Genomic DNA, 23,424 nt, shown 5'->3' with positions numbered 1-23,424 from the left:
ATACAGTCTAGACGGTACAGTAGCTAGTCGAGGTTTTCCCTCACGAAATCCAAACACTTCAGAAGGAGGATGCCGTGCTGGCGGTTCAGGAAAGGCCCGCAGAAACGCGCGCTGGTAAGCGCGAATGGTGGGGACTTGCTGTCCTGATGCTGCCGGTTCTGTTGATCTCCATCGACAACAACGTGCTCAGCTTCGCCATCCCGTCGCTGTCCCAGGCGCTGGCCCCCAGCGGCGTGCAGCTGCTGTGGATAGTGGACATTTACGCCCTGGTCCTCGCCGGACTGCTGGTTCCCATGGGCAGCCTCGGGGACCGGATCGGACGCCGGCGGCTGCTAATGATCGGCAGCGTGGGATTCGGCGTGCTCTCCCTGGTGGCGGCGTTCTCCGTTTCGGCCACCATGCTGATCCTGGCCCGCGCCCTGATGGGTGTCTTCGGTGCCATGCTGATGCCCGCCACGCTGTCGCTGATCCGCAACATCTTCACCGTGCCTTCCCAGCGCCGCGTGGCGGTGGCCATCTGGGCAGCCGGTTTCTCCGGCGGCGCAGCCCTGGGTCCGATTGTGGGCGGCGTGCTGCTGGAGCACTTCTGGTGGGGCTCGGTCTTCCTGCTCTCCATCCCCGTGCTGCTGCCGCTGCTGATCTTCGGCCCCATCCTGCTGCCCGAATCCAAGGACCCGAGCCCGGGCGCGGTCGATATCCTCGGCGTCGTCCTGGTTATGGGTTCGATGCTTTCGATCACCTACGGCATCAAGACCTTCGCGCACGACGGCGTGGTGCCCGGCCTGCCGATCATCCTCGCCGGCCTGGTGCTCGGCACCTTGTTTGTGCGCCGCCAACTGCACCGCGAGAAGCCGATGCTGGATGTGCGGCTGTTCCGCAACCCCATCTTCACCGGCTCCATCAGTGCCAACCTGCTCAGCCTCTTCGCCATGGTGGGCTTCATCTTCTTCCTCTCCCAGCACCTGCAGCTGGTGGTGGGGCAGTCGCCCATCGAAGCCGGGCTGACCATGCTGCCCGGACTGGTGCTGACCATCATCACCGGCCTGGCCGTTGTGCCGCTGGTGAAGCACTTGAAGCCCGCCTACGTGGTGGCCGGCGGCCTGCTCTTCAACGCGGCCGGCTACGCCCTGGTGTTCTTCGCCGGGGAATCGGTCACCGTGATGGAACTGGTGGTGGCGTTCCTGTTCCTCGGCGTTGGCGTGGGTGCGGCGGAAACCATTTCCAATGACCTGATCCTTGCCAGCGTGCCGCCGTCCCGGGCCGGATCCGCCTCGGCGATCTCCGAGACCGCCTACGAGATCGGCTCCGTGCTGGGCACCGCGGTGCTGGGCAGCATTCTCACCTCCGCCTACCGCACCCACGTCACCGTGCCGGACGGGCTGAGCCCCGAGCAGGCGGCTTCCGCCGGGGAAACCCTGGGCGGGGCCTTCGACGCGGCGCAGTCCCTGCCGGCGGAGAGCGCCTCGGCCCTGCTGCACTCGGCCCAGGCCGCGTTCGACTCGGGTGTCAGCCTGACCTCGCTGATCGGCGTGCTGGTGATGGTGGCGGCCGCTGCCGGCGCCGTCGTGCTGCTGCGCAAGGCACCCGCCGGGCACTAAAAGCCGGGCCTCCCGGTGCCCTGCCGCGCGGTGCCCGCTAGTCCCGGTGCGGCCGGGCGATCAGGACCGGGCAATAGGCGTGGGACGCGACCGCGGCGCTTACGGAGCCAAGCAGCAGTCCGGCAAAACCGCCCCGGCCGCGGTTGCCCACCACCAGCATTTCCGCTCCCCGGCTGGCTTCCATCAGCACCCTGGCGGGCTGGCCGGCCACCGCTTCCTGGGTGAGGTCCTCCGGAGCTCCGCGGCCCTCGAACGCGGCGTCCACCGCCTCGGCCAGTGCCCGCTCCGCTTCCACCCGCGGTGAGAACTCCGAGGTGGGAAACGGCATGGCCAGCATTGCCGGGTACTCCCAGACGGTGACCGCCTGGATCCGGCAGCCGAGCAGCTCGGCGAGCCGGGCCGCCATGCGCAGCGCGGCAATGGACTCCTCCGAGCCGTCCATGCCCACCACAATCCGTTTCCGGTGTGCCTCAGCCATGGGGGTTCCTTCCAATGTTTGCGTCCAGATACCCAGCAGTGTGCGCTTTATGAAGCGGTAATGGCCAGAGCACGGCGGCCCGGCCCAAATAGGATGTGGCATATGCCTGCCCTACCCGGATCCGCCCGGACAACCACCGCCATGACCACCGGGCTCCTATTGGTCCTCGCCCTGCTCTCGGCCACCGGCCCGTTTGCCACCGACCTGTACCTGCCCTCCTTCCCGCAGATGGCGGACCAGCTGGGCGCTTCGGCCACAGGGGTGCAGTTCACCCTCACCGCGTTCCTGATCGGCATGGCCGCCGGGCAGCTGGTCTTTGGGCCGTTCTCGGACCGGTACGGCAGGTCCCGTCCGCTGCTTCTCGGCTCGGTGCTGTTTGTGCTCGCCTCAGTGGTCTGCGCCGTGGCCCCGAACCTGCCGGTGCTCATTGCCGGCCGGCTCTTCCAGGGCCTGTTTGCCTCCGCCGGCGTCGTGATTGCCCGTGCCATCGTGGCGGACCTGACCTCCGGGCCTGCCGCGGCCCGCACCTTCAGCCTGCTCATGACCATCGGCGGCGTTGCACCGGTGCTCGCCCCCACCGTTGGCGGCATCCTGGCCGGCAGCGTCGGCTGGCGCGGAGTGCTCTGGGTGCTGGCAGGCCTGGCCGCTGCCATGCTGGCCGGGGTGGCCGGCGTCGTGCGGGAAACCCGGCCGGCGGAAAAGCGCAGCAGCGGGCCGATCCTGGGCGGTCTGGCCTCGGTGCTGCGCCGCCGACGGTTTGTAGGTTACGCGGTGCTGTTCGCCTCCACCTTCGGCGTGCTGATGGGCTACATTTCCGCGTCCCCGTTCATTTACCAGTCCCTGATGGGCCTTTCTCCGGCCGGATACGGGGTGGCCTTCGGCATCAATGCCCTTGGCCTGGTGCTGGCCGGATTCATTTCCGCCCGGCTCGCCCGCACGGTGCCGCCGCGCCGTACTGTCAGCATCGCCGTTCCGGTCCTGCTGGGTGCCTCCGCCGTGCTGCTGCTCCTGGTGCTGCTCGATGTTCCGCCGCTGCTGCTGGCCGTGCCGATCTTCCTGGCCGCCTCTTCGGTGGGCTTCATCATGGGCAACACCACCAGCCTGGCCCTGGCCGAGGCGGGGTTTGCCGCTGGCAGCGGCTCGGCCGTGCTGGGCAGCGGACAGTTCCTGTTCGGTGCGATGGTCTCCCCGCTGACCGGGATTGCAGGCGAAGACACCGCCCTGCCGCTGGCCCTGGTCATGTGCGGCTCCGGGCTGGTGGCCCTGTTGGCGCTGCTGGCCACCCGCGCGCCGTCGTCGGCTCCCGACTTGAGCCGGAACGGGAACCGGGCATAGGGTGATAAGCATACTTACGTTCGCGTGAGTGACCGCCTTTTACGGCGGCCCGTATCCGGACCGCCCGAATGGACTGACCTACCGAAAGTGGGAACTTCTGTGACAAACGGCAACAAGACGGACCAGTACACCTTCCAGAACCCCGTGGACCGCTACCCGAGCATCGCTCCGCCCGTGCAGGACCAGTCGGAGCCCGGCCTGGACAAGGACATGACTCCGCATGTGGACCACGGCGAGGACACCTACCGCGGCACCGGGCGGCTCGAGGGCCGCAAGGCACTCATTACCGGCGGCGATTCCGGCATCGGCGCGGCCGTGGCCATCGCCTTCGCCCGTGAGGGTGCCGACGTCGCCATCTCCTACCTCCCCGAAGAGGAGCCCGACGCCGCGCACATCGCCGAGGTGGTGGAGGCAACCGGCCGCAAGCTCGTGAAGCTGCCCGGTGACCTGAAGGACCCCGCGTACTGCAGCCAGCTGGTGGAAGATGCGGTGTCTGCCCTGGGCGGGCTGGACATCCTGGTCAACAACGCCGGCAAGCAGATTGCCGTGGAGAACCTCGAGGATCTCTCCGACGAGCAGCTGGACCACACCTTCAAGACGAACATCTACTCGTTCTTCCGGGTGACCAAGGCAGCACTGAAGCACCTACCGGCCGGTTCCAGCATCATCAACACCACCTCGATCCAGGCCTACCAGCCCTCCGCTGACCTGCTGGATTACGCCAGCACCAAGGCCGCGATCAACAACTTCACCAAGGGCCTGGGCCAGCAGTTGGCACCCAAGGGCATCCGCGTGAACGCCGTGGCTCCGGGTCCGTTCTGGACCCCGCTGCAGCCTTCGGACGGACAGCAGAAGGACGCCCTGCCGACCTTCGGCCAGGACGTTCCGCTGGGCCGCGCGGGCCAGCCGACCGAACTGGCTCCGGCCTACGTCTTCCTGGCCTCCCCGGAATCCAGCTACGTGATCGGCGAGACGCTGAACGTCAACGGCGGCACCCCCGCGCCGTAAGCGTTGGTTTCCGCTTAACCACAGGAAGGGCCCCGCAGCTGCGGGGCCCTTCCTGTGTGTTGTGCGCTGGGTTTTAGCGGCTAACCGTCTCTTCGGTGCGGAAGTCGGCGCGGTCAATGCGGCGGTGGAACCGCATGCCGGCCAGGCCGCCCAGGATGGCGCCGATCAGGGTGACCACCAGGCTCGCGGCCACGGCAAGCCAGGTGCCGGCGCTCACGTTCTCCAGGTTCTCCGGCAGCGGGGCCACGGAGTTCAGCTGGCTAATGCTGCGGATGTCGCTGCCGTAGATCAGGCCGAGGATGACGACGACGGCGGCGGCGATCAGTGCCCACAGCCAGACGGCGAGTCCCTGCTTGAGCCCGTTGAAGCGTGCCATCCGGCCGGCCACATAGCCGCCGGCGTAGTAGGAGAGCAGCAGCACCACAAGCATGATGATGGCGCCGATGATGCCCGCGGACTGGTTGGCGGCGGCTGATTCCAGTGCCGCACCCAGATTCGTTTCAGCGGAGAGGCCGATGGCGGCGCCGATAGCCGCGGCCAGTGCCGAAAGCAGCACCACCATGCCGGTGGCGGTCAGCCAGCCGAAGAAGGCCGAGCCGAACTTCATGCCGCCGAAGCGCTCCTTTTCCCGGGCCAGCAGTGCTTCCCGGTTGGGGAGGGCAGCTTCGCGGACCACGCCGTCACGGTCGGCGTCGTCGTGGCGGGTGCCGTGGGCGTCGCGTACATCCCGGTCTGCGCGGTCGGTGTGCCGGTTGTGGTCCGTCTCCTCCGGGAGGTCCCGGCTGGCCGTTACCGGGGCAACCCGCGTGCGGGTGTCTTCGGCGTGGCGGGAGTCCGTCGCGGGGACCGCGCGCGTGGCGGTTTCCTCGGTGGCGGGGACCGCGCGCGTACGGGTGTTCTCGTCGGCGGTGTGGCCAGCGGTCGGGTGCTCATTCGAAGCGGCCGGTGCAACCCGCGTTTCCTCATATCCGTCCGCGGGCTGGGCCGTGTGGCTGCCCGTACGGCGGCCGGTACCCTCAACCGGATCGGCTGCAGGTACGGAGTCCGTGCGGATCACCCTGGTGCCGGTATCTTCGGTGCGGTGTTCCGGGGCAGTGCGGGCGGCGTCATCGGCAGTGGGCCGGTCTGAGCGGTCCCGCATCGGACCGCCGTCACCGGCGCCGCGGCCGGCCGCGGAAGCGTTAGAGGTGTTCCCTGGTTCGGTGCTCATTACTGCATCTCCTGTTTTCCGTCCGGTGATTCGGGCTGAAGATGCCACCATATAAGCATCCTTACTAATTTCTCCACCCGACGTGGCGGGCAGTTTGCGGAATTTCCGGGCACCGGGCCGCCGAATCGCTCCGTTTTGGGGAAATTCGACCGGTTTGGGAATTCCCTGCCACTGCGCAGCGGAGGGATTTCCCAAACTGGCAGCAGAATCCCAAACCGGCGGCGGATTCCCAAACCGGCGGCGGATTCCCAAACCGGCGGCGGATTCCCAAACCGGCGGCAGAATCCCAGGCTGGCGGCAACACGTCCCGGGCACATGACCTACCCCGGTGAACCCGCCCGCATCCCGTCGCGGCACCCGGTGAACCTGTCCGCAAGCCCGCCAAGCCCATTCAGTGGGCAGCAGATGCGGCCTGGCCGGTCCCGAAGGAGCATCTGCTGCACTATGAACGTCGCGGCGGCGCGTTCCACAGAGTCAGGGCGCACCGGGCGGCCGAATCACTCCGTTTTCGCTCCGTTTTGGGGAAATTCGACCGGTTTGGGAATTCCCTGCCACTTCAAACCGGCAGCAGAAGCCCAAACTGGCAGCAGAATCCCAAACCGGACGCCAAACCACCCCGATGCCGAAATGCGCAGGTGGCCCGAAACCGGTGGAAGACTGGTGCCATGGATCCCGACCTTCTGATAACCCTCGTCGCAGCCCTGGTGATCGCCGTGGGGCTGACCGGCATTGTGGTGCCCGTGCTTCCCGGCAGCATCCTGATCATCATTGCCCTGCTGGGCTGGGCCTACGGCGTGCAGAGCCCGGCTGGCTGGTGGACCTTCGGGATCGGCGCGGTGCTGCTGGTCGCCGGCATGCTCGCCAGCACGTTCCTCACCGGGAGGCAGCTGAAGGAACGGAAAATCCCCACCCGCTCCATCGTCGCCGGTGTGGTGCTGGGCGTCGTGGGTATGTTCACCATCCCGGCCGTCGGGCTGTTCGTGGGATTCGCCGTCGGCCTGCTGCTGAGCGAGTGGCTGCGCCAGCGGGACCTGCGCACCGCCTGGTCCTCCAGCCTGGCTACGCTGAAGGCCATGGGGATCGGCATCCTGGCCGAACTCGCGCTGGCGCTAACCGCCGGCGGTATCTGGGGTGCGGGCGTCTGGGTGCACTTCGCCACCCGCTAGGTCGACGACGGCGGCCAGCCAGTACCGGTGCCGGCAGCACCCTTCCCAGGCGGCAGCGCCCTTCCCGCGCCGCAGCATGGACCAGTAGGCTCTGGACATGAATGAGCCCGGGATCAACCGCCGTCTCCGGGCAGTGGAGGACCTCCTCACCTTGATGGACGGCCTGTTTGTCCAGGACGCAGTGCGGTGGACCGAAACGGCCGGGGGAGCATGGTGGAACTCTTTTTACTCCGACCGGAGCCGTCCGGTCCCGTTCTTCGCGGACAAACCGGATGAAAACCTTGCCGCACTGGTCCGGAACACCCTGCATGCACCAATCCGAGTCTTGGATCTGGGCTCTGGACCGGGACGCAACGCCCTGTTCCTCGCGGAGCAGGGCTGCACTGTCGACGCCGTGGACCTCTCGTCCACCGCGGTCGAGTGGGGGAAGGAACGGGCCCGGGACCGGAATCTCGACGTCGCTTTCACCTGTGGCGACGCGTTTACGCTCCCGCCGGAGGCAATCCCCGGACCTTACGGACTGGTCTACGATTCCGGCTGCCTCCACCATCTTCCGCCGCACCGGCGGATCAGCTACCTGCAGCTGCTTGAGCGCACGCTAGCCCCGGGCGGCTACTTCGGCCTGGCCTGTTTCGCCAGCGGGCAGATGGGATCCGAGCTCCCCGATGACCAGCTGTACCGGGACGGACAGTTCGAGGCGGGCATGGCCTTCAGCCCGGCAGATCTCCGCTGGATTTTCGAGGACTTCGAAGAGATCGCGATTCGGCCCATGATTCCCCAGGGCAAAGACTCGCCCTTGTTTGGAGAACCGTTCCTACTCACCGCACTTTTCCGCAAGCCCGAGGCCTAGAGGCCCGCTGCCCCCGCCCCGACTACTCCGCCGCGGTCACGAATTCCGCCAGGTTCCGCAGCTGATCCACCCGGCACTCGGGCTTCACGTACATCATGTGCCCGGCCTCGTAGTAGTGGTGGCTGAACCGGGCCCGGGCGGCGTCGTCCATCCGCAGGTGCGCCCACACGTATTCCGCGGCGAAATGCGGGGTCGCGCCGTCGTAATAGCCGTAGTCCACATGCACCCGAAGCGCCGGAATGTGCACCAGCAACCGTTCCAGGGTGCCGGTGACATCCACCGGGACGCCCTCGAAACTCTTGTAGCTCCAAGGCCGGACCCGGCCGGTAAGGATTTCGTAGGGCAGGTCATTCTCGTAACCCAGTTCGGCGCGCAGATAGTGGTTGACCGCTGCCGAGTAGGGACCGTTGATTGCCGTCATGCTCGGATCGTCCCAGTTGATCCAGTCCTGCTGGTGCGCCGGCGCCGCGGTGAACCGCCCGTCGATTCGGCCCACCGCCAGGTTCTCTTCCCGCAGTAGCTCGGCCGAGAACATGGAGTAGTCCCAGCGCAGGTTGGTGCGGCGGATGAACCCCTCGCTCAGGGTGGTGATTTCCGCGAGCCGGCGGACGACGTCGTCGTACTCCTGCGCGCCCAGCCGGGACCCCTTGTGCAGGGCCAGCACGTAGTCCCCGGACGCGTACTCTTCGGCTTCCCGCACGACGTCGGCCAGCTCCCGGCCGGGATGGCGGCCGTGGTAGTGCGCAACGGCGGCGTACGTGGGCAGATGCAGCGGATAAGGCGTGTCCCGGCCCGGCGCGAAATCCAGGGTCGCCATGTTCAGCACGGTGGAGACCAGGCCCAGGCCGTTGACCGCCAAACCGTAAGCATCAAACAGCTTCCCCGCCACAGCGACGGCGCGCAGGGTGCCGTAGGACTCGCCCACAAGGTACTTGGGGCTCAGCCAGCGGTTGTTGCGGGTGGTCCATAGCCGGATCACCTCCGCCACCAGGTCCCGGTCCTCTTCGAAGCCGTGGAACTCGCCTGCGTCGTTGCCGTCCACTACGCGGGAGAAGCCGGTGTTCACCGGGTCGATCATCACGAGGTCCGCGTGCTCGAGCAGGGTGTCCGGGTTGTCGACCAGGCCGAACGGCGGCGGAGCCAGCGCACCGGCGTCGCCGGAAACCACCATCCGCGGACCGAGCAGGCCCATGTGCAGCCAGACCGAGGCGGACCCGGGCCCGCCGTTGAAAGCGAACACCACCGGACGGCGGTTGGGGCCGGTCTCGGGAGCATCCGCAGTGTAGGCGACCATGAAAATTTCCGCCTTGGGCCGAAAGCCGTCCGACTTGCCGTCCTTGACCTCTTCCTTGCGGAACACCAGCCGGCCGGCGGTGGTGGTGTATTCCCGGCCTGAGGGCAGCGTGTGGCGGCGGACGGCGAAGTCGTCGCTCACGTCGACCTTGGCGCCGGCCGCGGCGGTGCCGGATGCGGAGGAGGCGGAGGAGGCGCCGTCGCCGGAGATGCCGGAAGCCGGCGGGGCAGGGGTTTCGGGATGTTCCGGGGAGACCATGGCAAGCACACTACCTGCCCGGAACCGGTTTACCCGGTCTCTACGGACGGTTTCACTTTTCGGGGCGGGCAGCGTCCGCTTTGCTCTTCCATGCCTCCGGCCATCGGTCTACGTTGGGACCACCGTGACCGGCCGCGGCTCCCGACATGCGGGTTCTGTCTCGCGCGGCGGTCCCCAAGGTGCGGAGGAATTGCATGTTTTTCCATAAACAGGAACTCCAGTTCAAGTCCACCCCGGACAAGCCAGACGCCGTTTATGCCCGGAAGCTACAGGAGGTCCTGGGCGGCCAGTACGGTGAAATCACTGTGGCCATGCAGTACGGCTTCCAGTCGTGGAACTCCCATATACCGGGCAAATACCGGGATCTGCTCTACGGCATCGCCGCAGAGGAAATGGGCCACGTCGAAATGCTTGCCATCATGATTGCCCAGCTGCTGGAAAAGGCTCCGCTGGGAATTACCAATGACGCCGTCCAATCCGATCCGACGGTAGCGGCAGTGATGGGCGGCATGGACGTGCAGCACGCGATTGTTGCCGGTGCGGGTGCCCGCCCGGTGGACAGCAACGGCAACCCGTGGACGGGCGGTTTCGTCACGGCCAGCGGCAACATGCTGGCCGACTTCACCTCCAACGCCAACATCGAGATGCAGGGCCGCCTTGCCGTGGCCCGGCTCTATCACATGACCGATGACCACGGAATCCGGGACCTGCTGTCCTTCCTCCTGGCGCGGGACACCATGCATCAGAACCAGTGGACCACCGCGGCCCTGGAACTTCAGGCGGAGAACATGGAACAGCTTCCGGTCCCCAGCAATTTCCCGCTGAGCAAGGAATACCGGGAGGTGTCCTACCAGTACCTGAACTTCTCCGACGGCCAGCATGCGTCCGAGGGCTCCTGGGCGAAGGGCCCCACCCCCGACGGGCACGGTGAGTTCAGCTACCACGACGGACCCACGACATCGGCCCCCATGCCGCCGCCCACCCACCCCGATGTACGGTTCTACGGCACCACGGAGGTGCCCAACACCGTGGAGAAGGCAGCGGGCAGCGCGCAGGACAAGCTCAAGAAGGAGTAGCGGCCCCGGGGGCGGCATGACCGGCAGAACCGGGCGCGGCAGCACGGCGCCCGGTCCTGCCGTGCCCGGGCACCGCCGGGGAAGCCGGGCAAGCCGCGCACCGGCTGATTCCCGCCGCGGCGGGCCCCTCGGTAGGCTGGGAAACAAAGCACCCTGACTATCGAGGACGTCCTTTGATTCCGAAACTGCCCGCACCGGACAGCTCCCTGGCCTTCCTGCGCGAGGGCTACACGTTCATTTCATCCCGCTGCGACCGCCTGGGCACCGACCTGTTCCGGACCCGGATTGCCGGCCGCCCCGTGTACTGCATGCGCGGTGCCGAAGCGGCGCAGATCTTTTACGACGGCGACCGGTTCAGCCGCAAGGGCGCCCTGCCGCCCACTGTGGTGCACCTGCTCCAGGACAAGGGCAGCGTCCAGACGCTCGACGGCGCCGCGCATCATCACCGCAAGGCTATGTTCACGGCCATGATGGCACCGGAGTCCATTGCCCGGATCGGCTCCATCTTTGAGGACGTGTGGTGCCGCCGCACCGCCGGCTGGTCCGGGAAACCCGTGGTGCTGCACGAGGAATCCCGCTGGATGCTTACCGCCGCCGCGTGCGAATGGGCCGGCATCCCGCAGCCCGACGCCGTGGTGGACCGGCGGGCCGCCGAGTTCGGCCTGATGGTGGACCAGGCCGGGTCCTTCGGCCCGGCCAACTGGTGGGCGCAGCTGCGCCGCCGCAGTACCGAGAGATGGGCGCAGGGAATCGTCAGCGCCATCCGCTCCGGTTCGCTGGAGGTGTCGCCGACGTCGGCCGCCGGCCTGGTAGCCGGGCACCGGGACCCGGAGGGGCAGCTGCTGCCGGTGGACATTGCTGCGGTGGAACTGCTCAACGTGCTGCGCCCGATTGTGGCCGTGGCCCGCTTCATCACCTTCGCCGGCACGGCGCTGGTGGAACACCCGCAGTGGCGGCAGCAGTTCGCCGGCGGCAGCGACGAGGACCGAGCCGACCTGGAGCCGTTTGCGCAGGAGGTCCGGCGCTTTTATCCGTTCTTCCCGGCCATCGCCGGCACTGTGCTGAAGGACTTTTCCTGGAACGGCCACGACTTCCGGCCAGGTTCCTGGGTGATGCTGGATATCTACGGCACCAACCACGATTCCCGGCTGTGGCCGGATCCGGAGGCTTTCCGCCCCGAACGGTTCCGCACCTGGGATGACAACCCCTACCGGCTGGTGCCGCAGGGTGCCGGGCAGGTGTCCACGGCCCACCGCTGCCCGGGGGAGGGGCTGACCCTGGAACTGGTGAAAACCGCCGTGCGGCTGTTGGCCGAAGGCGGGTACGGGGTTCCGGCGCAGGACCTGAGCATCTCGCTGTCCCAGCTGCCCTCAATCCCGCGGTCCGGGCTGCTGCTCACCGCGGCCGGGCCCGCCGGCAGGGGTACGGTCTAGCCGGCCGCCGGCCCGGGCCCGGGTACGGGGTCGGCGCCGGTGCCCGCGCCGGTGCCGGTCCCGGTTGCAGAATGGCTGCTGTTCTTCCCGAAGTAATGCGCCAGGAAGAAACCCATCGCCACGGCTCCGGCGGTCACGGCCGCGCGGTTCCGCTGGTCCAGTCCGCCCCGGCCCAGCAGCGCGGCGCCGCCCACGGCGTTGACGGCACTCCAGGCGGCGTTGGTTACCGGACCGGAGAGGCCTACGCCGGGCGGCGAGGCAAACGGTGATGGAAACTGCCGGCCCTGCACGGCGCTGACGCCGTGCGGTACAGCGTTGGCCAAGAGCACCCCGGCGAAGAACTTGGAAACCATAGTCATGGGGCGAGCGTACCCCGGAGGTTCTGCCGCCGGTTTACGTTTCTGCTGCGGGTTTGAACCGGCAGCAGAAACCGAAACCGGCAGCAGAAGCGGAACGCTAGGCGACAGTGTTCTCTGCGGGACTCTCTGCGGGACTCTTCGCGCTGCGGGCCCCGGCAGAGGTGAGGTGCGGAGCCGGCTTGGCGTAGAACAGCGACGCCAGCAGCGCCACGACAATCACAGCGGCCGGCAGGTACAGCGACTGGCCCATGGCCTCGGAATAGCCGGCCTTCAGCGCCTCCGGGAACGCGCCCGCGGCAGGTGCGGTGCCGCCGTCGGCCGCCCCGCCGCCCAGGTGCGCGGTCAGGCGGGACTGCATGATCGCAGCAATGGCGCTGCTGCCGATCACCGCACCGAACTGGCGCGTGGTGTTGTAGACGCCGGACCCGGCACCGGCGACGTTGGCCGCCAGGTTGCGGGTGGCGGTCAGCGATACGGAGGGCCAGATGCAGGCGTTCGCCAGGCCCATCAGCAGCATCGGCAGGACCAGCTGCCAGTAGGGGACATCCGGGCTGAGCAGGGCGCCGAGCCAGATCAGCGACGCCGCCATGGCCGCGAAGCCGAACACGGCGATGAACTTGGGATTGCCGCGCTGCACGGTCTTGCCCGCGAGCGGGGCCAGCACACCGGACAGCACCGCCATGGGGGCGAGCAGCAGGGCTGCCTGCGTGGGGCTGAGGCCGCGCACGTTCTGCGCAAAGAGGATCAGCGGCAGGGAGAACGCCGTCACGGCGAAGCCCATACCGGTGATGGAGATGTTGGCCAGGGAGAAGTTGCGGTCCCGGAAGAGCTTCAGGGGCAGCAGCGGCTCGGCCCGGTTCAGGCGCTGCCAGAGGACAAACAGGGCCAGCAGCACAATGCCGGCAATGATCAGCGACCAGACCGAAATGGGACCGGCAATGGTGCCCCAGTTGTAGCTTTCGCCTTCCTGGATGCCGAAGACCAGGGCGAACATGCCCGCGGCGCTGAGCAGGACACCCAGGTAGTCGAAGCGGTGCACTGAGGTGGAGAGCTTCGGTACCAGCCGGTAGGCGAGGATGAAGCCCACAATGCCCACGGGGACGTTGATGAAGAAGATCCATTCCCAGCCCAGGCCGTCCACCAGGACGCCGCCGAGGATCGGCCCGACCAGGGTCGCGACGCCGGCCGTGGCGCCCCACAGGCCCAGGGCGGTGCCGCGCTTTTCCGGCGGGAAGATCCGGGTGATCACGGACATGGTCTGCGGCGTCATCAGTGCGGCGCCGAAGCCCTGGAAGACACGGGCCAGGATGAGCCCGTCAACGCTGCCCGCAAAACCGCACCAGAGGCTGGAGAGGGTGAAGACCACCAGGCCGATCAGGTAGACGCGGCGCGGGCCGAAGCGGTCACCGAGCCGGCCGGTGATCAGCAGCGGCACGGCGTAGGCCAGCAGGTAGGCACTGATCACCCAGATGACCTTGTCCAGGCCGGCGCCCAGGTCCTCCATGATGGCCGGGGTGGCAATGTTAACGATCGTGGAGTCCACCAGGATCATGAAGAATCCGATGACCAGGGACCACAGGGCAGGCCAGGGCCTGACGGTGTCCGGGGAGAGGTTTTTCAAGGTGCGTCGCTGCCGTTCGGAATAGTGGTGTCGGAAAAGGCCGAAGTCCATTCTGGCCCTGCGTGCCCTAGAGGCAAACCCGTGACGGTGCCCGCATATTCCGGCCTCCGGTAATCCGTGCAATCACCAGGCGTTGAAGACCGTGCCGTTGCGCGGCAGCCACGGCCCGGGACCGCCGTCGGGATGCCGGAACGCCAGCGGCAGGCCGCGGCAGGCGGACCAGTCCGTTGAGTCCGTGACCTGGAGGTGGACATGCGGTTCGGTGCTGTTGCCGGAGTTCCCGCATCCACCGATCCGTGCACCTTCGGCGACCAAGGCGCCCGGCACGGCGGCAATCGATCCCCGGCGCAGATGGGCCAGCAGCACATACGGGCCGTCGGGGGCGAGGGCGATGACCACGTGGTTGCCGGCAATGGCATTCGGTCCCTGCCGCACCCGGCCCGCCTGCGTCAGGGCGTAGGCGAGCAGCGCGGGCTGCGAGCGGCGCGCTTCGTGGTCGGGCTCGCCGTCGTGCACGGAGACCACGGTGCCCGACGACGGCGCCAGCACCGGTGTGCCGAACCCGCGGAAATCTTCCGGCGCCTCGGTGGCGAACAATGCCCGCCAGCCCGGCGGACCGGACCGGCCATGCCCGTCCACGGCCACGAAATCTATGGCATAGGTAGTTCCGAACAGGTCCGTGCCGTGGCTGGGGACGCGGTTCGCCGGGCTGTTCTGCGTGAGCCAGCGGCCGGTGAACGGCAGGCCCAGGACAGTGGGTGCCGGTTCCGCCGGCGGCGGTGGCGGCAGGGCGGTGGACATGAGGACCTTCCGTGACTCGCCCGGGTCCTGCAGGGCTCTGCCGGTTGCATCCGGGCTGGGCTTAGGATGCGTGCAACCGGATTCCTGCAGCAAGGGTCTCAAATCGGGGTCCGTCGCACCACACTGTCCGTCTCGAACAATGGAGTTTCAGATGAGCGTCAACGCCGCCTCCGCCGCGCCTTCCGCCGGCCGGATGAGCCGGGAGGAACGCAAAGTCCTCGCCGGAACGCTGGTTGGCACCACCATCGAGTGGTACGACTTCTTTATTTACGCCCAGGCCGCGGGTCTGGTGCTGGCAACGCTGTACTTCGGTCCCATCAATGACGGCCCGCTGGGCCAGGTGGTCTCCTTCGCCACCATCGGCATCAGCTTCCTGTTCCGTCCGCTGGGAGCCATTGTCGCAGGGCACCTGGGGGACCGGATCGGCCGGAAAAAGATGCTCGTGTTCACTTTGATCATGATGGGCGCCTCCACCGCCCTGATCGGGGTGGTGCCCACCTACGCGCAGATCGGTATCGCCGGCCCGATCCTGCTGATCCTGCTGCGCATCCTGCAGGGCTTCTCCGCCGGCGGGGAATGGGGCGGAGCTGCCCTGCTGTCCGTGGAGCACGCCCCGGTGGCCAAGCGCGGGCTCTTCGGTGCGTATCCGCAGATTGGCGTACCCATCGGCATGATCCTGGCAACCTTCGTGATGTACGTGCTGAGCACCAGCCTCACCGAGGACCAGTTCGAAAGCTGGGGCTGGCGTATTCCGTTCCTGCTTTCCGTGGTGCTGATTGCCGTGGGCTACGTCATCCGCCGTTCCGTGTCCGAAAGCCCAATCTTCAAGGAAATCCAGGAGCGGAAGAAGGAGTCCTCCGCCCCGCTGCGGCAGCTGTTCCGGCACAACAGCCGGGAGGTCATCCTCAGCGCCCTGATCTTCGTGGCGAACAACGCGGCCGGCTACCTGGTCATCGCGTTCTTCGCCTCCTATGCCAGCGGCAAGCCCAATCCCGACGGCGGCGGCGGGCTTGGCATGGACCGCCCCTCGGTGCTGTTGGCCACCACCCTGGGCTCTTTCGGCTGGCTGATCTTCACCCTGTACGGAGGCATCCTCTCGGACCGGATTGGACGGATACGCACCTTCCAGCTTGGCTACGTCTGGGTGTTCCTGTGGTCGGTGCCGATGTTCCTGCTGATCGACACCACCAACATTGTCCTGTTTGCGGTGGCGATCTTTGTGCTGACCATCGGCCTGGGCTTGTCCTACGGGCCGCAGTCCGCGCTGTATGCGGAGATGTTCCCGGCCCGGGTGCGCTACTCGGGGGTGTCCATCGGATACGCCCTCGGCGCCATCCTGGGCGGTGCCTTCGCGCCCACCATTGCCCAGGCACTGCTGAACGGGACGGGCTGGTCCCCGGCCATCGGCCTCTACATCATGGTGCTGTGCGTCATTTCCTTCGCGGCAGTTTCGATGGTGAAGGAAACCCGGGGCACGGACCTGCATGTGGAGACCGCGGCCAAGCGGCGTCCGCGCTAGGACCCGGGCTTCGGGCGCTCCAGGACGCCTATTTCGGTGCCCGCCTGGTCATAAATCCGCAGGGTGTCGCCGTCCACGTCGGCGGCGGCACCGCCGGAAAGCCAGGTGTCGATGCCGTGGCAGAGCATCATGGTGGAGGCCATGTCCTGCATGGTGACCCGGTTGCCTTTGACGCTCCAGTGGCCCATCAGCCGGTTGCAGCCGTCGGTTCCGCTGACCCGCCCGTTGGGATCGAAGTCCAGCGACGGTGCTTCGGTGTTGGCCGTGTCGCCCCAGGCCCCGGTGACGTCGGCATCCGGGGTGGCACCGCCGTCGTCCGGGGAAGTACTGCCTGCGACGTCCCCGCACGCCGCGAGCGGCAGCAGCGCGGGCAGCAGCAGGACGGACAAGAGGGCCGGAACCGGCAGGCGGCGCGTCACAGCCACTTGTTCCGTTTGAAGGTCAGGTACAGGACGATGCCGGTGACCAGCATCCCCAGCAGTGCCAGCGGGTAGCCGAACTGCCAGGACAGCTCGGGCATGTTGTCGAAGTTCATCCCGTACACGGTGCCCACCAGGGTGGGAGCGAACAGGATGGCGGCCCAGGAGGAAATCCGCTTGACCTGTTCGTTCTGCTCAATGCTGGTTTCGGCCAGCCGGTTCGAGGCCAGCGTGGAGGACAGGGTCAGCGCGTTTTCCAGGATGGCGCGGTACGCGTTGGCCCGGTCGATCAGGCGCAGCACATGGTCCAGGACGTCGCCGAGGTTGTCCCGCAGTTCGGGCGGAACCCCGTACTGGTCTGCGGCATGCCGCAGTTCCCCCACCACGGTCTGCAGCGGGGAGATGGCGCGCTGGAACTGGATGACCTCACGGGACAGTTCGTAGATGCGGCGGGATACTTCGGCGTCGCCGCTGAACAGCTGGTCTTCGATCTCGTCAATGTCGTTTTCCAGCCCTGCAGCGACCGGCGCGTATTCGTCCACCACCTGGTCCAGCACTGCGTACAGCACGGCCTGCGGCCCCAGGGCCAGCAGATCCGGTTCCTGCTCCACCCGTTTGCGTACCCGGGCCAGGTCCGGGGACTCGGCGTGCCGCACGGTGACCACGAAGTTCGGGCCCACAAACAGGTGCAGCTCACCGAATTCCACCCGTTCGACGTCGTCCAGGTAGCGGGCGGGGCGCAGCACCACAAACAGCTGGTCGTTGTACTGCTCCAGCTTCGAACGCTGGTGTCCGGCGAGGGCGTCTTCGACAATGAGCAGGTTCAGGCCGAATTCCTCGGCGACGGCCAGCAGCTCCACCTCGTCCGGGCGGTACAGGCCGATCCAGGCCATGCCGTCGGAGGTTCGGGTCAGCTCGAAGGTCTCATCCAGGTTGTCCGGGTCGTGGACACGCTTGCCGTCCACGTACACCGCGTTGTCGATCAGCGTCATGGACATACCCCTAGCGTCGAATCCTTGATTACCGTCAGCGGAGCGGCACTGCCGGCCGGACCACTGACCATTATCCCCGTTCCCGGCTCCGCCGGGATCAGAACCGCCAGATGAGCGGCACATACAGCACCGCGGCGGCGAGGAAGACGAAGGAGAGCGGCAGCCCGAGGCGCCAGTAGTCGCCGAAACGGTAGCCGCCCGGCTGCATCACCATGAGGTTGGCAGGGGTTGCGATGGGAGTGAGGAAGGCTGCTGCCCCGACCACGCTGAGCCCCATCATGAACGGGAGCACGCTGACCTCGAGCGTTTGGGCGAAAGTCACTGCTACGGGTCCCATCACGAGCACGGTGGCCACGTTGGAGATGAACTGGCTGAGGATGAGCGCGAGAACGCAGATCACCAGGAGGGCGAGGTGCGGGGACATGCTGCCGGTCGAGTTCAGCACCAGCGAAGCGATCGCATCCGCGGCACCCGAGGACACAAACGCGGAGGACAGCGGGATGAGCGCCCCGATCAGGACCACCGTGTTCCACGAAATAGCCCGAAACCCCTGGGGTACGGTCACCACTCCAAGGAGCACCAGGGCAGCCGCGGCGAGGAGCCCCACGATCACCGGCGGGATGAGCCCGGTGGCCAGCAGCGCGATCGTGGCGGACAGCACCGCGAGGCAGCGGCGCCATCCGCGGCCCAGCGGCACTCCCCGCTGGAGGGTATGCGGAGGTTCGACGGCGATGACATCGGAGGACTGGACGTATCGGTTCAGGGCATCCCAGGGGCCGTGGACCAGCACCGAGTCTCCGGCCCGCAGCGTCAGCGTGCCGGGAGGCGCGGGGGCGTCGGGGCGCACCGCGGTGGTTCCGCCGCGGTGCAGGGCGACGATCACCAGGTCCTCGTCGCGCGTGGTCATGCCGGGACTGACGATGCGCCCGATCAGTGTTGAACGGGGCGCGATGAGAACCTCCACCACGCCCAGCCGTCCCGTGAACAGCCGCTCCGTGTCGAGGTCGGCTGTGTACATCTCCCGCCAGGACCGCACCCGCTCCCGCGGGTCGGTGCCCGCCTTTGCCAGCTGCTCGGGTGCACGCTTCGGCAGGAGCCTTCGCCCCAGCAGTACAACGAGGAGGGTTGTCACGGCGACGAGGGGAAGCCCCACCAGCGCGAACTCGAAGTACCCGAACTCGCGTCCTCCGGAGCTGGCGGAGAGCTCGGAGACGATGATGTTCACCGGCGTTCCCGTAAGGGTCAGCAGCGATCCCGCACTGGCGGCGAAGGCCAGCGGGATGAGCATGTGCGAGGGAATGACCCCGGCCCGCGCCGTTGCAACGACGACCACGGGCAGGAGCGCCGCGACGGCACCGTTAATGCTGATGACCGCGGAGAGGAGCGCGGCGGCAGCCATGATCGTGACGAGCAGGCCGGTGCGGCTCAGCGACGAGCGAAGTTCCAGCTGCTGCCCAACCCAGGCGGTGATCCCCGTGGCGTCCAGGGCCTCGCTGAGCACAAACAGCGAGGCGATGAACAGGGTGATCGGGTCGCTGAAACCCTGCAGGGATTCGTTGAGGGGAAGCACTCCGGTGGCCCACAGTGCCACCGGAACGAAGAGCGCGACGACCACGAGGGGCAGCCGGTTGGTCATGAAGCCCGCTACCGCCAGGGCCAGGACCACAAAGGTGGCGAGCATTGGCGGGATCATGCGGCCGGGCTTTCGGTTGTATCCACGTCTCACCCCTGTGTGTGGTCCCCGACGGTTCGTGCACGCGGTGTTCCCCCGCTTCAATAGCCTGCCCCCGGAACCTTTGCAATGCCATAGCGGCGCCTGCTGAGCCGGCTTAGGCGGATCAGCCGGCCCGGGGGACCGGCTTCGGCCGCGCTGCCGCGACGCTGTCCGCCGCGGAGGGCGTTTCGCGGGCGGTACCCGGAAGTTGCCGGCCGCCGTGCAGGGCGCGCAGGGCGTTGAGGATGGCGGCCAGGTCCACCAGCTCCTGGGTCAATGCCCCGGCTACCGCCGGAATGAACCCGAAGGCGGCGGTCAGCATCAGTGCCAGGCTGAGCGCGATCCCCAGCCAGATGCTGCCCAAAGCCACCCGCATGGTCCGGCGGCCAATCTGAACCGCGTCGGCCACCTTTGAAATGTCATCCGCCACCAGCACGACGTCGGCGGACTCGCTCGCGGCGGTGGATCCGCGCGCTCCCATGGCAATGCCGACGTCGGCCACCGCCAGTACCGGAGCGTCATTGACGCCGTCGCCCACCATGATCACCGGCCGCGGCGCGAGCGTCCGCACGGCGTCAACCTTGCCGGCGGGTAGCAGGCCCGCCCGCACATCGGTTATGCCGAGCCCCGCGGCTACGGCCTCCGCGGTCGCCGCACTGTCACCGGTGAGCATGACCGTGCGGCCGATGCCCAGTTCCGCCAGCCGGTGCAGGGTCGCGGCGGCGTTGTCCCGCACGGCATCGCTCATGATCAGGGTGCCGGCAAAGTGTCCGTCCACGCCGATGTAAACCACCATCTGGCCCGGCTGCAGGTCTGCCGGCCGGGTATCCGGGGCGGTTTCGGCCACGAAACGTTCCTTGCCCACCCGGACAGAATGCCCGTCCAGCACGGCCTCCACACCGTTCGTGGCCGTTTCCCGCGCGTCCGCGGCGGAGTGTGGTTCCAGTCCGCGGACGGCAGCGGCCTGCTGCACGGCGGCAGCCAGCACATGGGAGGAATACTGTTCGGCGGAAGCGGCCAGGGCCAGCACGTCCTCGGCGCTGAAGCCGGGCTGCGGGCGGACCTCCACCAGTTCGGGATGCCCGTGGGTGAGTGTTCCGGTCTTGTCGAACGCCGCGGTGCCGGCCTTGGCGAGCTGTTCCAGTACGGCTCCGCCCTTGACGATGATCCCGGTGCGGGCCGAACGGCTCATACCGCCCAGGAACGCGACCGGGGCTGCGATCAGCAGCGGGCACGGGGTTGCCAGGACCAGCACCTCCGCGAAACGCACGGGATCCCCGCTCAGTGCCCAGGCCAAGGAGGCGATCAGCAGCGACACCACGGTGAAGGGCACCGCAAACCGGTCGGCCAAGCGGACCACCGGCGCCTTCGACTCGGCGGCCTCGGCCACCAGGGCCACGATGCGCTGGTACTGGCTGTCCGTCGTCGTCGCCGTGGCCTGCAGCAGCACGGCGCGGGCACCGTTGACGGAACCGCTCATCACCGGATCCCCGGCGTGCCTGCCCACGGGAAGGGATTCGCCGGTGAGTGAGGATTCGTCGAAGTCCGCGGCAGAGGAGACCAGGATCCCGTCCACGGGAACCACCTCGGCGGGCCGGATCAGCAGCAGGTCGCCTGGCACCACGTCGGTGGCCGGGACATCCACGGCACCGCGCTGGGTGTTTCCGCCCGGAAACCGGTGCGCCTGTTGGGGGGCCCGGGTGAGCAGGGCATCCAGCTCCCGGCGGGCCCGGCCAGCGGCGTAGTCCTCCAGCGCCTCCCCGCCGGTAAGCATCAGCACGATGATCAGCGCGGCCAGGTACTCGCCGACGACGACGGTGCTCAGGATCGCGATTACGGCCAGGATGTCCAACCCGTAGCGTCCGGCGCGGATGTCCCGGATCATGCCCGCTCCGGTTTTTGCCGCTACTGCGCAGGCATAGACGCCGCCCGTCCAGTCCGCGGCGGTGCCCGCGCCGGCCGCCTGCAGTACGAGGAACGCCACCCCCACCAGCACGGTGGCGACCACCAGCGGATAACGCCGGATCAGGGTGCGGCTTCGGTTCATGCGAACAGTGACCATGCCTCTGTTGTAAGCCCGCCGGCACCGCGGTTTCCAGCAAGAGAAAGCTAACCTAACCCCCGCGGAGCGGCCGTTGCGTCCGGGGCGGGCCGTTGCCGCGGAAGCGTGCGGGCCGCCGGGGTTCCGGAGCGGTCCGGGGCGCTAGGCGCCGCGGCGCCGGCTGAGCAGCCCGGACATCAGCAACAGCAGGCCGATTGCCAGCGGCCAGAGCAGGTACATGCTCAGCAGGGCGCCGAATGCGGCGATGACCAGGCAGGTGAGCATGCTCGCGCAGACCAGGATCATGCCCAGCGTGATCCGGATCAGGCCGCGGTGCGGGGACGGAATGGGCGGAAGCCATGCGGGCCGCTCGTCAGTCCAGCTCATCCGGCAATTTTAGGACCGACGGAGTGCCGGCGCACCGGTTAGGCCGGCTTTTTCTGCTGTCGCACACGAACCCCGGCTCTTCCCGGCGGCGGGGTGGCGTGAAAGGATGGCCGCACCCTGCCGCCGACCTTCGGGAGCCTGCCACCATGGACCAAAGTGATCTGCTGATTGACGCCTTCGGCCGGCTGCCCGGCACCGTACGGCGCACGGTGAAGGACCTGGACGCGAAGGCCCTGAACCACCGCCCCTACCCGGAGGGAAACTCCATTTCCTGGCTGATTTGGCATCTGGCCCGGGTGGAGGACGCCCAAGTGGCCGATGCCGCCGGGCAGGAACAGGCCTGGACGGCGGACGGCTGGGCGAAACGCGTGGGGCTGCCGTTATCGGTGGAAGACACCGGCTACGGACACACTTCCGAGCAGGTGGCACAGGTGCAGGTATCCTCGGCCGAGGTTTTGCTGGGCTACTACGACGACGTGCATTCCCGCACTGCCGCGTTTGTTTCCGGACTGTCCGCGGCGGACCTGGACCAGGTGGTGGACCGGGCCTGGGATCCGCCGGTCACCCTGGGCGTGCGGCTGGTGAGCATCCTGGCGGACTGCCTGGAGCATGCCGGCCAAGCCGCGTATCTGCGCGGCCTGGTGCTCGCGGAAGGTTCCTAGGGCCCTGTCGGAGGACCAACTCAGCCCATCGAGGTCAGCAGTTCCTCGCAGGCGTTGACGCAACGGCGGCATGCCTCCGCGCAGATCCGGCAGTGTTCATGCATGGACGCGTGCTGCATGCATTCCTCGCCGCAGGCGGCGCAGGCGGCCATGCAGGCGCGCAGCAGGGTTGCCGTTGCGGGGCCGGACGCTGCGGTACGGGACAGTACCGCCGAGGTAACCGCGCAGATCTCCGCGCAGTCGAGGTCAATGCGGATACAGGCCACCAGGTCACCCAGCATGTCCTCGCCCAGACACGCGTCTGCGCAGGCGTTGCAGACCTGGGCGCACTCCGCGCAGGCCTGCAGACATTCGGCGAGTTTACGGGGGTCCGAAGTGCGGGGTCCGCCGGGATGGTTCTTGAGCATTTCGGTGATCAGGGCCATGGGATTCTCCTTCGTTCCGCAGTGCGTTGGCAGGTCCCGGCCGCCGGTGCGGATGGACCCATTGCCCCACGGTAACGACGCCGGCAGGACATCCCAAGAGTGCCGGTCGTTTGGCCGCTGCGCGACGGCGTGATTAGAATCGGTGTAGCCTAGCGGGGTCGGTTGATCGGCAGAGTTGATCAGGAAAAATGTTGGTCGTTCCGACGCCGTACGGTGCAGTTTGGGGCCTTAGCTCAGTTGGTAGAGCGTTTCGTTCGCAATGAAAAGGTCAGGGGTTCGATTCCCCTAGGCTCCACAGATTCGAAGGGGTCTGTTTCCCGGTTTACCGGGAAGCGGGCCCCTTTTCTGCGCCCCGGGGCCAGGGGTTGCGGGATCGGGATTACGGGTTCGGGGTGGGACGGAGGCAGTGGGGTCCGCCCCGGAAACGAAAAAGCACAATTTACCGATTCTGGGCCAAAAATCGGTAAATTTTGCCCTTTCGTTCGTATGCCAGCCCGCCCGCGAGCGGAACTTCCCACGCAGTGTTAACGGTGGGGCCGGTGTTTCCCCATAGGTCACAGCAGCCCCACTCGGTGGGATCCTCCGCGGGGGCCTCCTGACACCGGTTGCCGTGGTCCTTATAGTCGTGAGCGGGAAAGTCGTGAGCGGGAAAGTCGTGAGCGGGATTCACGCGGCAGGGGGGACGGGGATACCTCGCGCAGTGCCGGCGGCCCTGGCGGCCAGCGTTGGGCGGGCAACCGGGCAACCTGGTAATCCTGGCAACCGGGCAACCTGGCAA

General features: G+C 67.5%; 21 protein-coding genes and 1 tRNA gene. 10 read left to right on the top strand and 12 right to left on the bottom strand.

The window, feature by feature from the left end; genetic code table 11:
- The first annotated feature begins 74 nt into the window (after window positions 1-74).
- Entirely contained in the window at window positions 75-1,598 is a 1,524-nt protein-coding gene (locus tag QNO06_RS15390) for an MFS transporter (RefSeq protein WP_227911911.1), read from the top strand.
- A 37-nt stretch (window positions 1,599-1,635) separates the two neighbouring features.
- Here QNO06_RS15390 and QNO06_RS15385 read toward each other — a convergent pair whose 3' ends face one another.
- Complete coding sequence (locus QNO06_RS15385) at window positions 1,636-2,076, bottom strand: universal stress protein (protein WP_227911910.1); 441 nt, start codon at window positions 2,074-2,076, stop codon at window positions 1,636-1,638.
- 102 nt (window positions 2,077-2,178) lie between these two features.
- On the opposite strand from QNO06_RS15385, the gene QNO06_RS15380 reads away from it, so the two are divergent.
- Both QNO06_RS15380 and QNO06_RS15375 read left to right on the top strand, forming a co-directional pair.
- Window positions 2,179-3,411: a multidrug effflux MFS transporter gene (locus QNO06_RS15380; protein WP_227911909.1), complete on the top strand. Its 1,233-nt coding sequence runs from the start codon at window positions 2,179-2,181 to the stop codon at window positions 3,409-3,411.
- A 99-nt stretch (window positions 3,412-3,510) separates the two neighbouring features.
- Complete coding sequence (locus tag QNO06_RS15375; protein WP_284014896.1) at window positions 3,511-4,419, top strand: SDR family oxidoreductase; 909 nt, start codon at window positions 3,511-3,513, stop codon at window positions 4,417-4,419.
- Window positions 4,420-4,492: 73 nt separating this feature from the next.
- On the opposite strand, the gene QNO06_RS15370 is transcribed toward QNO06_RS15375, so the two are convergent.
- Window positions 4,493-5,629, bottom strand: coding sequence for a TIGR04086 family membrane protein (locus tag QNO06_RS15370; protein ID WP_227911908.1), 1,137 nt, complete (start codon window positions 5,627-5,629; stop codon window positions 4,493-4,495).
- Window positions 5,630-6,294: 665 nt separating this feature from the next.
- Here QNO06_RS15370 and QNO06_RS15365 point away from each other — a divergent pair.
- Both QNO06_RS15365 and QNO06_RS15360 read left to right on the top strand, forming a co-directional pair.
- Window positions 6,295-6,795: a DUF456 domain-containing protein gene (locus tag QNO06_RS15365; protein ID WP_227911907.1), complete on the top strand. Its 501-nt coding sequence runs from the start codon at window positions 6,295-6,297 to the stop codon at window positions 6,793-6,795.
- 97 nt (window positions 6,796-6,892) lie between these two features.
- On the top strand, window positions 6,893-7,645 hold the full coding sequence (locus QNO06_RS15360) for a class I SAM-dependent methyltransferase (RefSeq protein ID WP_227911906.1): 753 nt from the start codon (window positions 6,893-6,895) through the stop codon (window positions 7,643-7,645).
- A 22-nt stretch (window positions 7,646-7,667) separates the two neighbouring features.
- Here QNO06_RS15360 and QNO06_RS15355 read toward each other — a convergent pair whose 3' ends face one another.
- Window positions 7,668-9,197: a S10 family peptidase gene (locus tag QNO06_RS15355; protein ID WP_227911905.1), complete on the bottom strand. Its 1,530-nt coding sequence runs from the start codon at window positions 9,195-9,197 to the stop codon at window positions 7,668-7,670.
- A 194-nt stretch (window positions 9,198-9,391) separates the two neighbouring features.
- On the opposite strand from QNO06_RS15355, the gene QNO06_RS15350 reads away from it, so the two are divergent.
- Both QNO06_RS15350 and QNO06_RS15345 read left to right on the top strand, forming a co-directional pair.
- Complete coding sequence (locus tag QNO06_RS15350; RefSeq protein WP_227911904.1) at window positions 9,392-10,273, top strand: manganese catalase; 882 nt, start codon at window positions 9,392-9,394, stop codon at window positions 10,271-10,273.
- Between the two features lie 173 nt (window positions 10,274-10,446).
- Window positions 10,447-11,706: a cytochrome P450 gene (locus QNO06_RS15345; protein WP_227911903.1), complete on the top strand. Its 1,260-nt coding sequence runs from the start codon at window positions 10,447-10,449 to the stop codon at window positions 11,704-11,706.
- Here QNO06_RS15345 and QNO06_RS15340 read toward each other — a convergent pair.
- From QNO06_RS15340 to QNO06_RS15330, 3 genes are all read right to left on the bottom strand, one after another.
- Window positions 11,703-12,065, bottom strand: a complete 363-nt coding sequence (locus QNO06_RS15340) for a hypothetical protein (RefSeq protein WP_227911902.1) — start codon at window positions 12,063-12,065, stop codon at window positions 11,703-11,705. The genes QNO06_RS15345 and QNO06_RS15340 overlap by 4 nt on opposite strands.
- A 97-nt stretch (window positions 12,066-12,162) precedes the next feature.
- The gene (locus QNO06_RS15335) at window positions 12,163-13,737 is read right to left on the bottom strand and encodes a DHA2 family efflux MFS transporter permease subunit (RefSeq protein WP_442860147.1); all 1,575 of its coding nucleotides are present in this window, start codon (window positions 13,735-13,737) and stop codon (window positions 12,163-12,165) included.
- Between the two features lie 72 nt (window positions 13,738-13,809).
- The gene (locus QNO06_RS15330; RefSeq protein ID WP_227911900.1) at window positions 13,810-14,487 is read right to left on the bottom strand and encodes a M23 family metallopeptidase; all 678 of its coding nucleotides are present in this window, start codon (window positions 14,485-14,487) and stop codon (window positions 13,810-13,812) included.
- A gap of 151 nt (window positions 14,488-14,638) precedes the next feature.
- On the opposite strand from QNO06_RS15330, the gene QNO06_RS15325 reads away from it, so the two are divergent.
- Window positions 14,639-16,006 carry an MFS transporter gene (locus tag QNO06_RS15325; RefSeq protein ID WP_227911899.1) on the top strand — a complete coding sequence of 456 codons (1,368 nt, stop codon included), beginning with the start codon at window positions 14,639-14,641 and terminating at the stop codon, window positions 16,004-16,006.
- On the opposite strand, the gene QNO06_RS15320 is transcribed toward QNO06_RS15325, so the two are convergent.
- The 5 genes from QNO06_RS15320 to QNO06_RS15300 form a co-directional block, all read right to left on the bottom strand.
- A complete protein-coding gene (locus tag QNO06_RS15320; RefSeq protein ID WP_227911898.1) occupies window positions 16,003-16,431 on the bottom strand; it encodes an META domain-containing protein in 429 nt (142 codons plus the stop codon). The two genes, QNO06_RS15325 and QNO06_RS15320, sit on opposite strands and share 4 nt — an antisense overlap.
- Window positions 16,422-17,417 (bottom strand): magnesium/cobalt transporter CorA, encoded by a 996-nt coding sequence (corA, locus tag QNO06_RS15315; protein ID WP_227912407.1) that lies wholly within the window; start codon window positions 17,415-17,417, stop codon window positions 16,422-16,424. Before corA ends, QNO06_RS15320 begins: the two co-directional genes overlap by 10 nt.
- Before the next feature lie 97 nt (window positions 17,418-17,514).
- Window positions 17,515-19,098 carry an SLC13 family permease gene (locus QNO06_RS15310; protein ID WP_227911897.1) on the bottom strand — a complete coding sequence of 528 codons (1,584 nt, stop codon included), beginning with the start codon at window positions 19,096-19,098 and terminating at the stop codon, window positions 17,515-17,517.
- Window positions 19,099-19,255: 157 nt separating this feature from the next.
- Window positions 19,256-21,193 carry a heavy metal translocating P-type ATPase gene (locus QNO06_RS15305; RefSeq protein ID WP_227911896.1) on the bottom strand — a complete coding sequence of 646 codons (1,938 nt, stop codon included), beginning with the start codon at window positions 21,191-21,193 and terminating at the stop codon, window positions 19,256-19,258.
- 141 nt (window positions 21,194-21,334) lie between these two features.
- Complete coding sequence (locus tag QNO06_RS15300) at window positions 21,335-21,559, bottom strand: hypothetical protein (RefSeq protein WP_227911895.1); 225 nt, start codon at window positions 21,557-21,559, stop codon at window positions 21,335-21,337.
- Window positions 21,560-21,705: 146 nt separating this feature from the next.
- Here QNO06_RS15300 and QNO06_RS15295 point away from each other — a divergent pair, with 146 nt between their 5' ends.
- Entirely contained in the window at window positions 21,706-22,221 is a 516-nt protein-coding gene (locus tag QNO06_RS15295) for a mycothiol transferase (protein WP_227911894.1), read from the top strand.
- Between the two features lie 20 nt (window positions 22,222-22,241).
- On the opposite strand, the gene QNO06_RS15290 is transcribed toward QNO06_RS15295, so the two are convergent.
- On the bottom strand, window positions 22,242-22,646 hold the full coding sequence (locus QNO06_RS15290) for a four-helix bundle copper-binding protein (protein WP_227911893.1): 405 nt from the start codon (window positions 22,644-22,646) through the stop codon (window positions 22,242-22,244).
- 222 nt (window positions 22,647-22,868) lie between these two features.
- Between QNO06_RS15290 and QNO06_RS15285 the strand changes: the two genes are divergently transcribed.
- Window positions 22,869-22,941 (top strand) — tRNA-Ala (locus QNO06_RS15285).
- The last annotated feature ends 483 nt before the right edge of the window (window positions 22,942-23,424 follow it).

The organism is Arthrobacter sp. zg-Y20 (assembly GCF_030142075.1).
In the GTDB taxonomy this organism is placed as follows: domain Bacteria; phylum Actinomycetota; class Actinomycetes; order Actinomycetales; family Micrococcaceae; genus Arthrobacter_B.
This window is presented reverse-complemented; position numbering and strand designations above follow the sequence as displayed.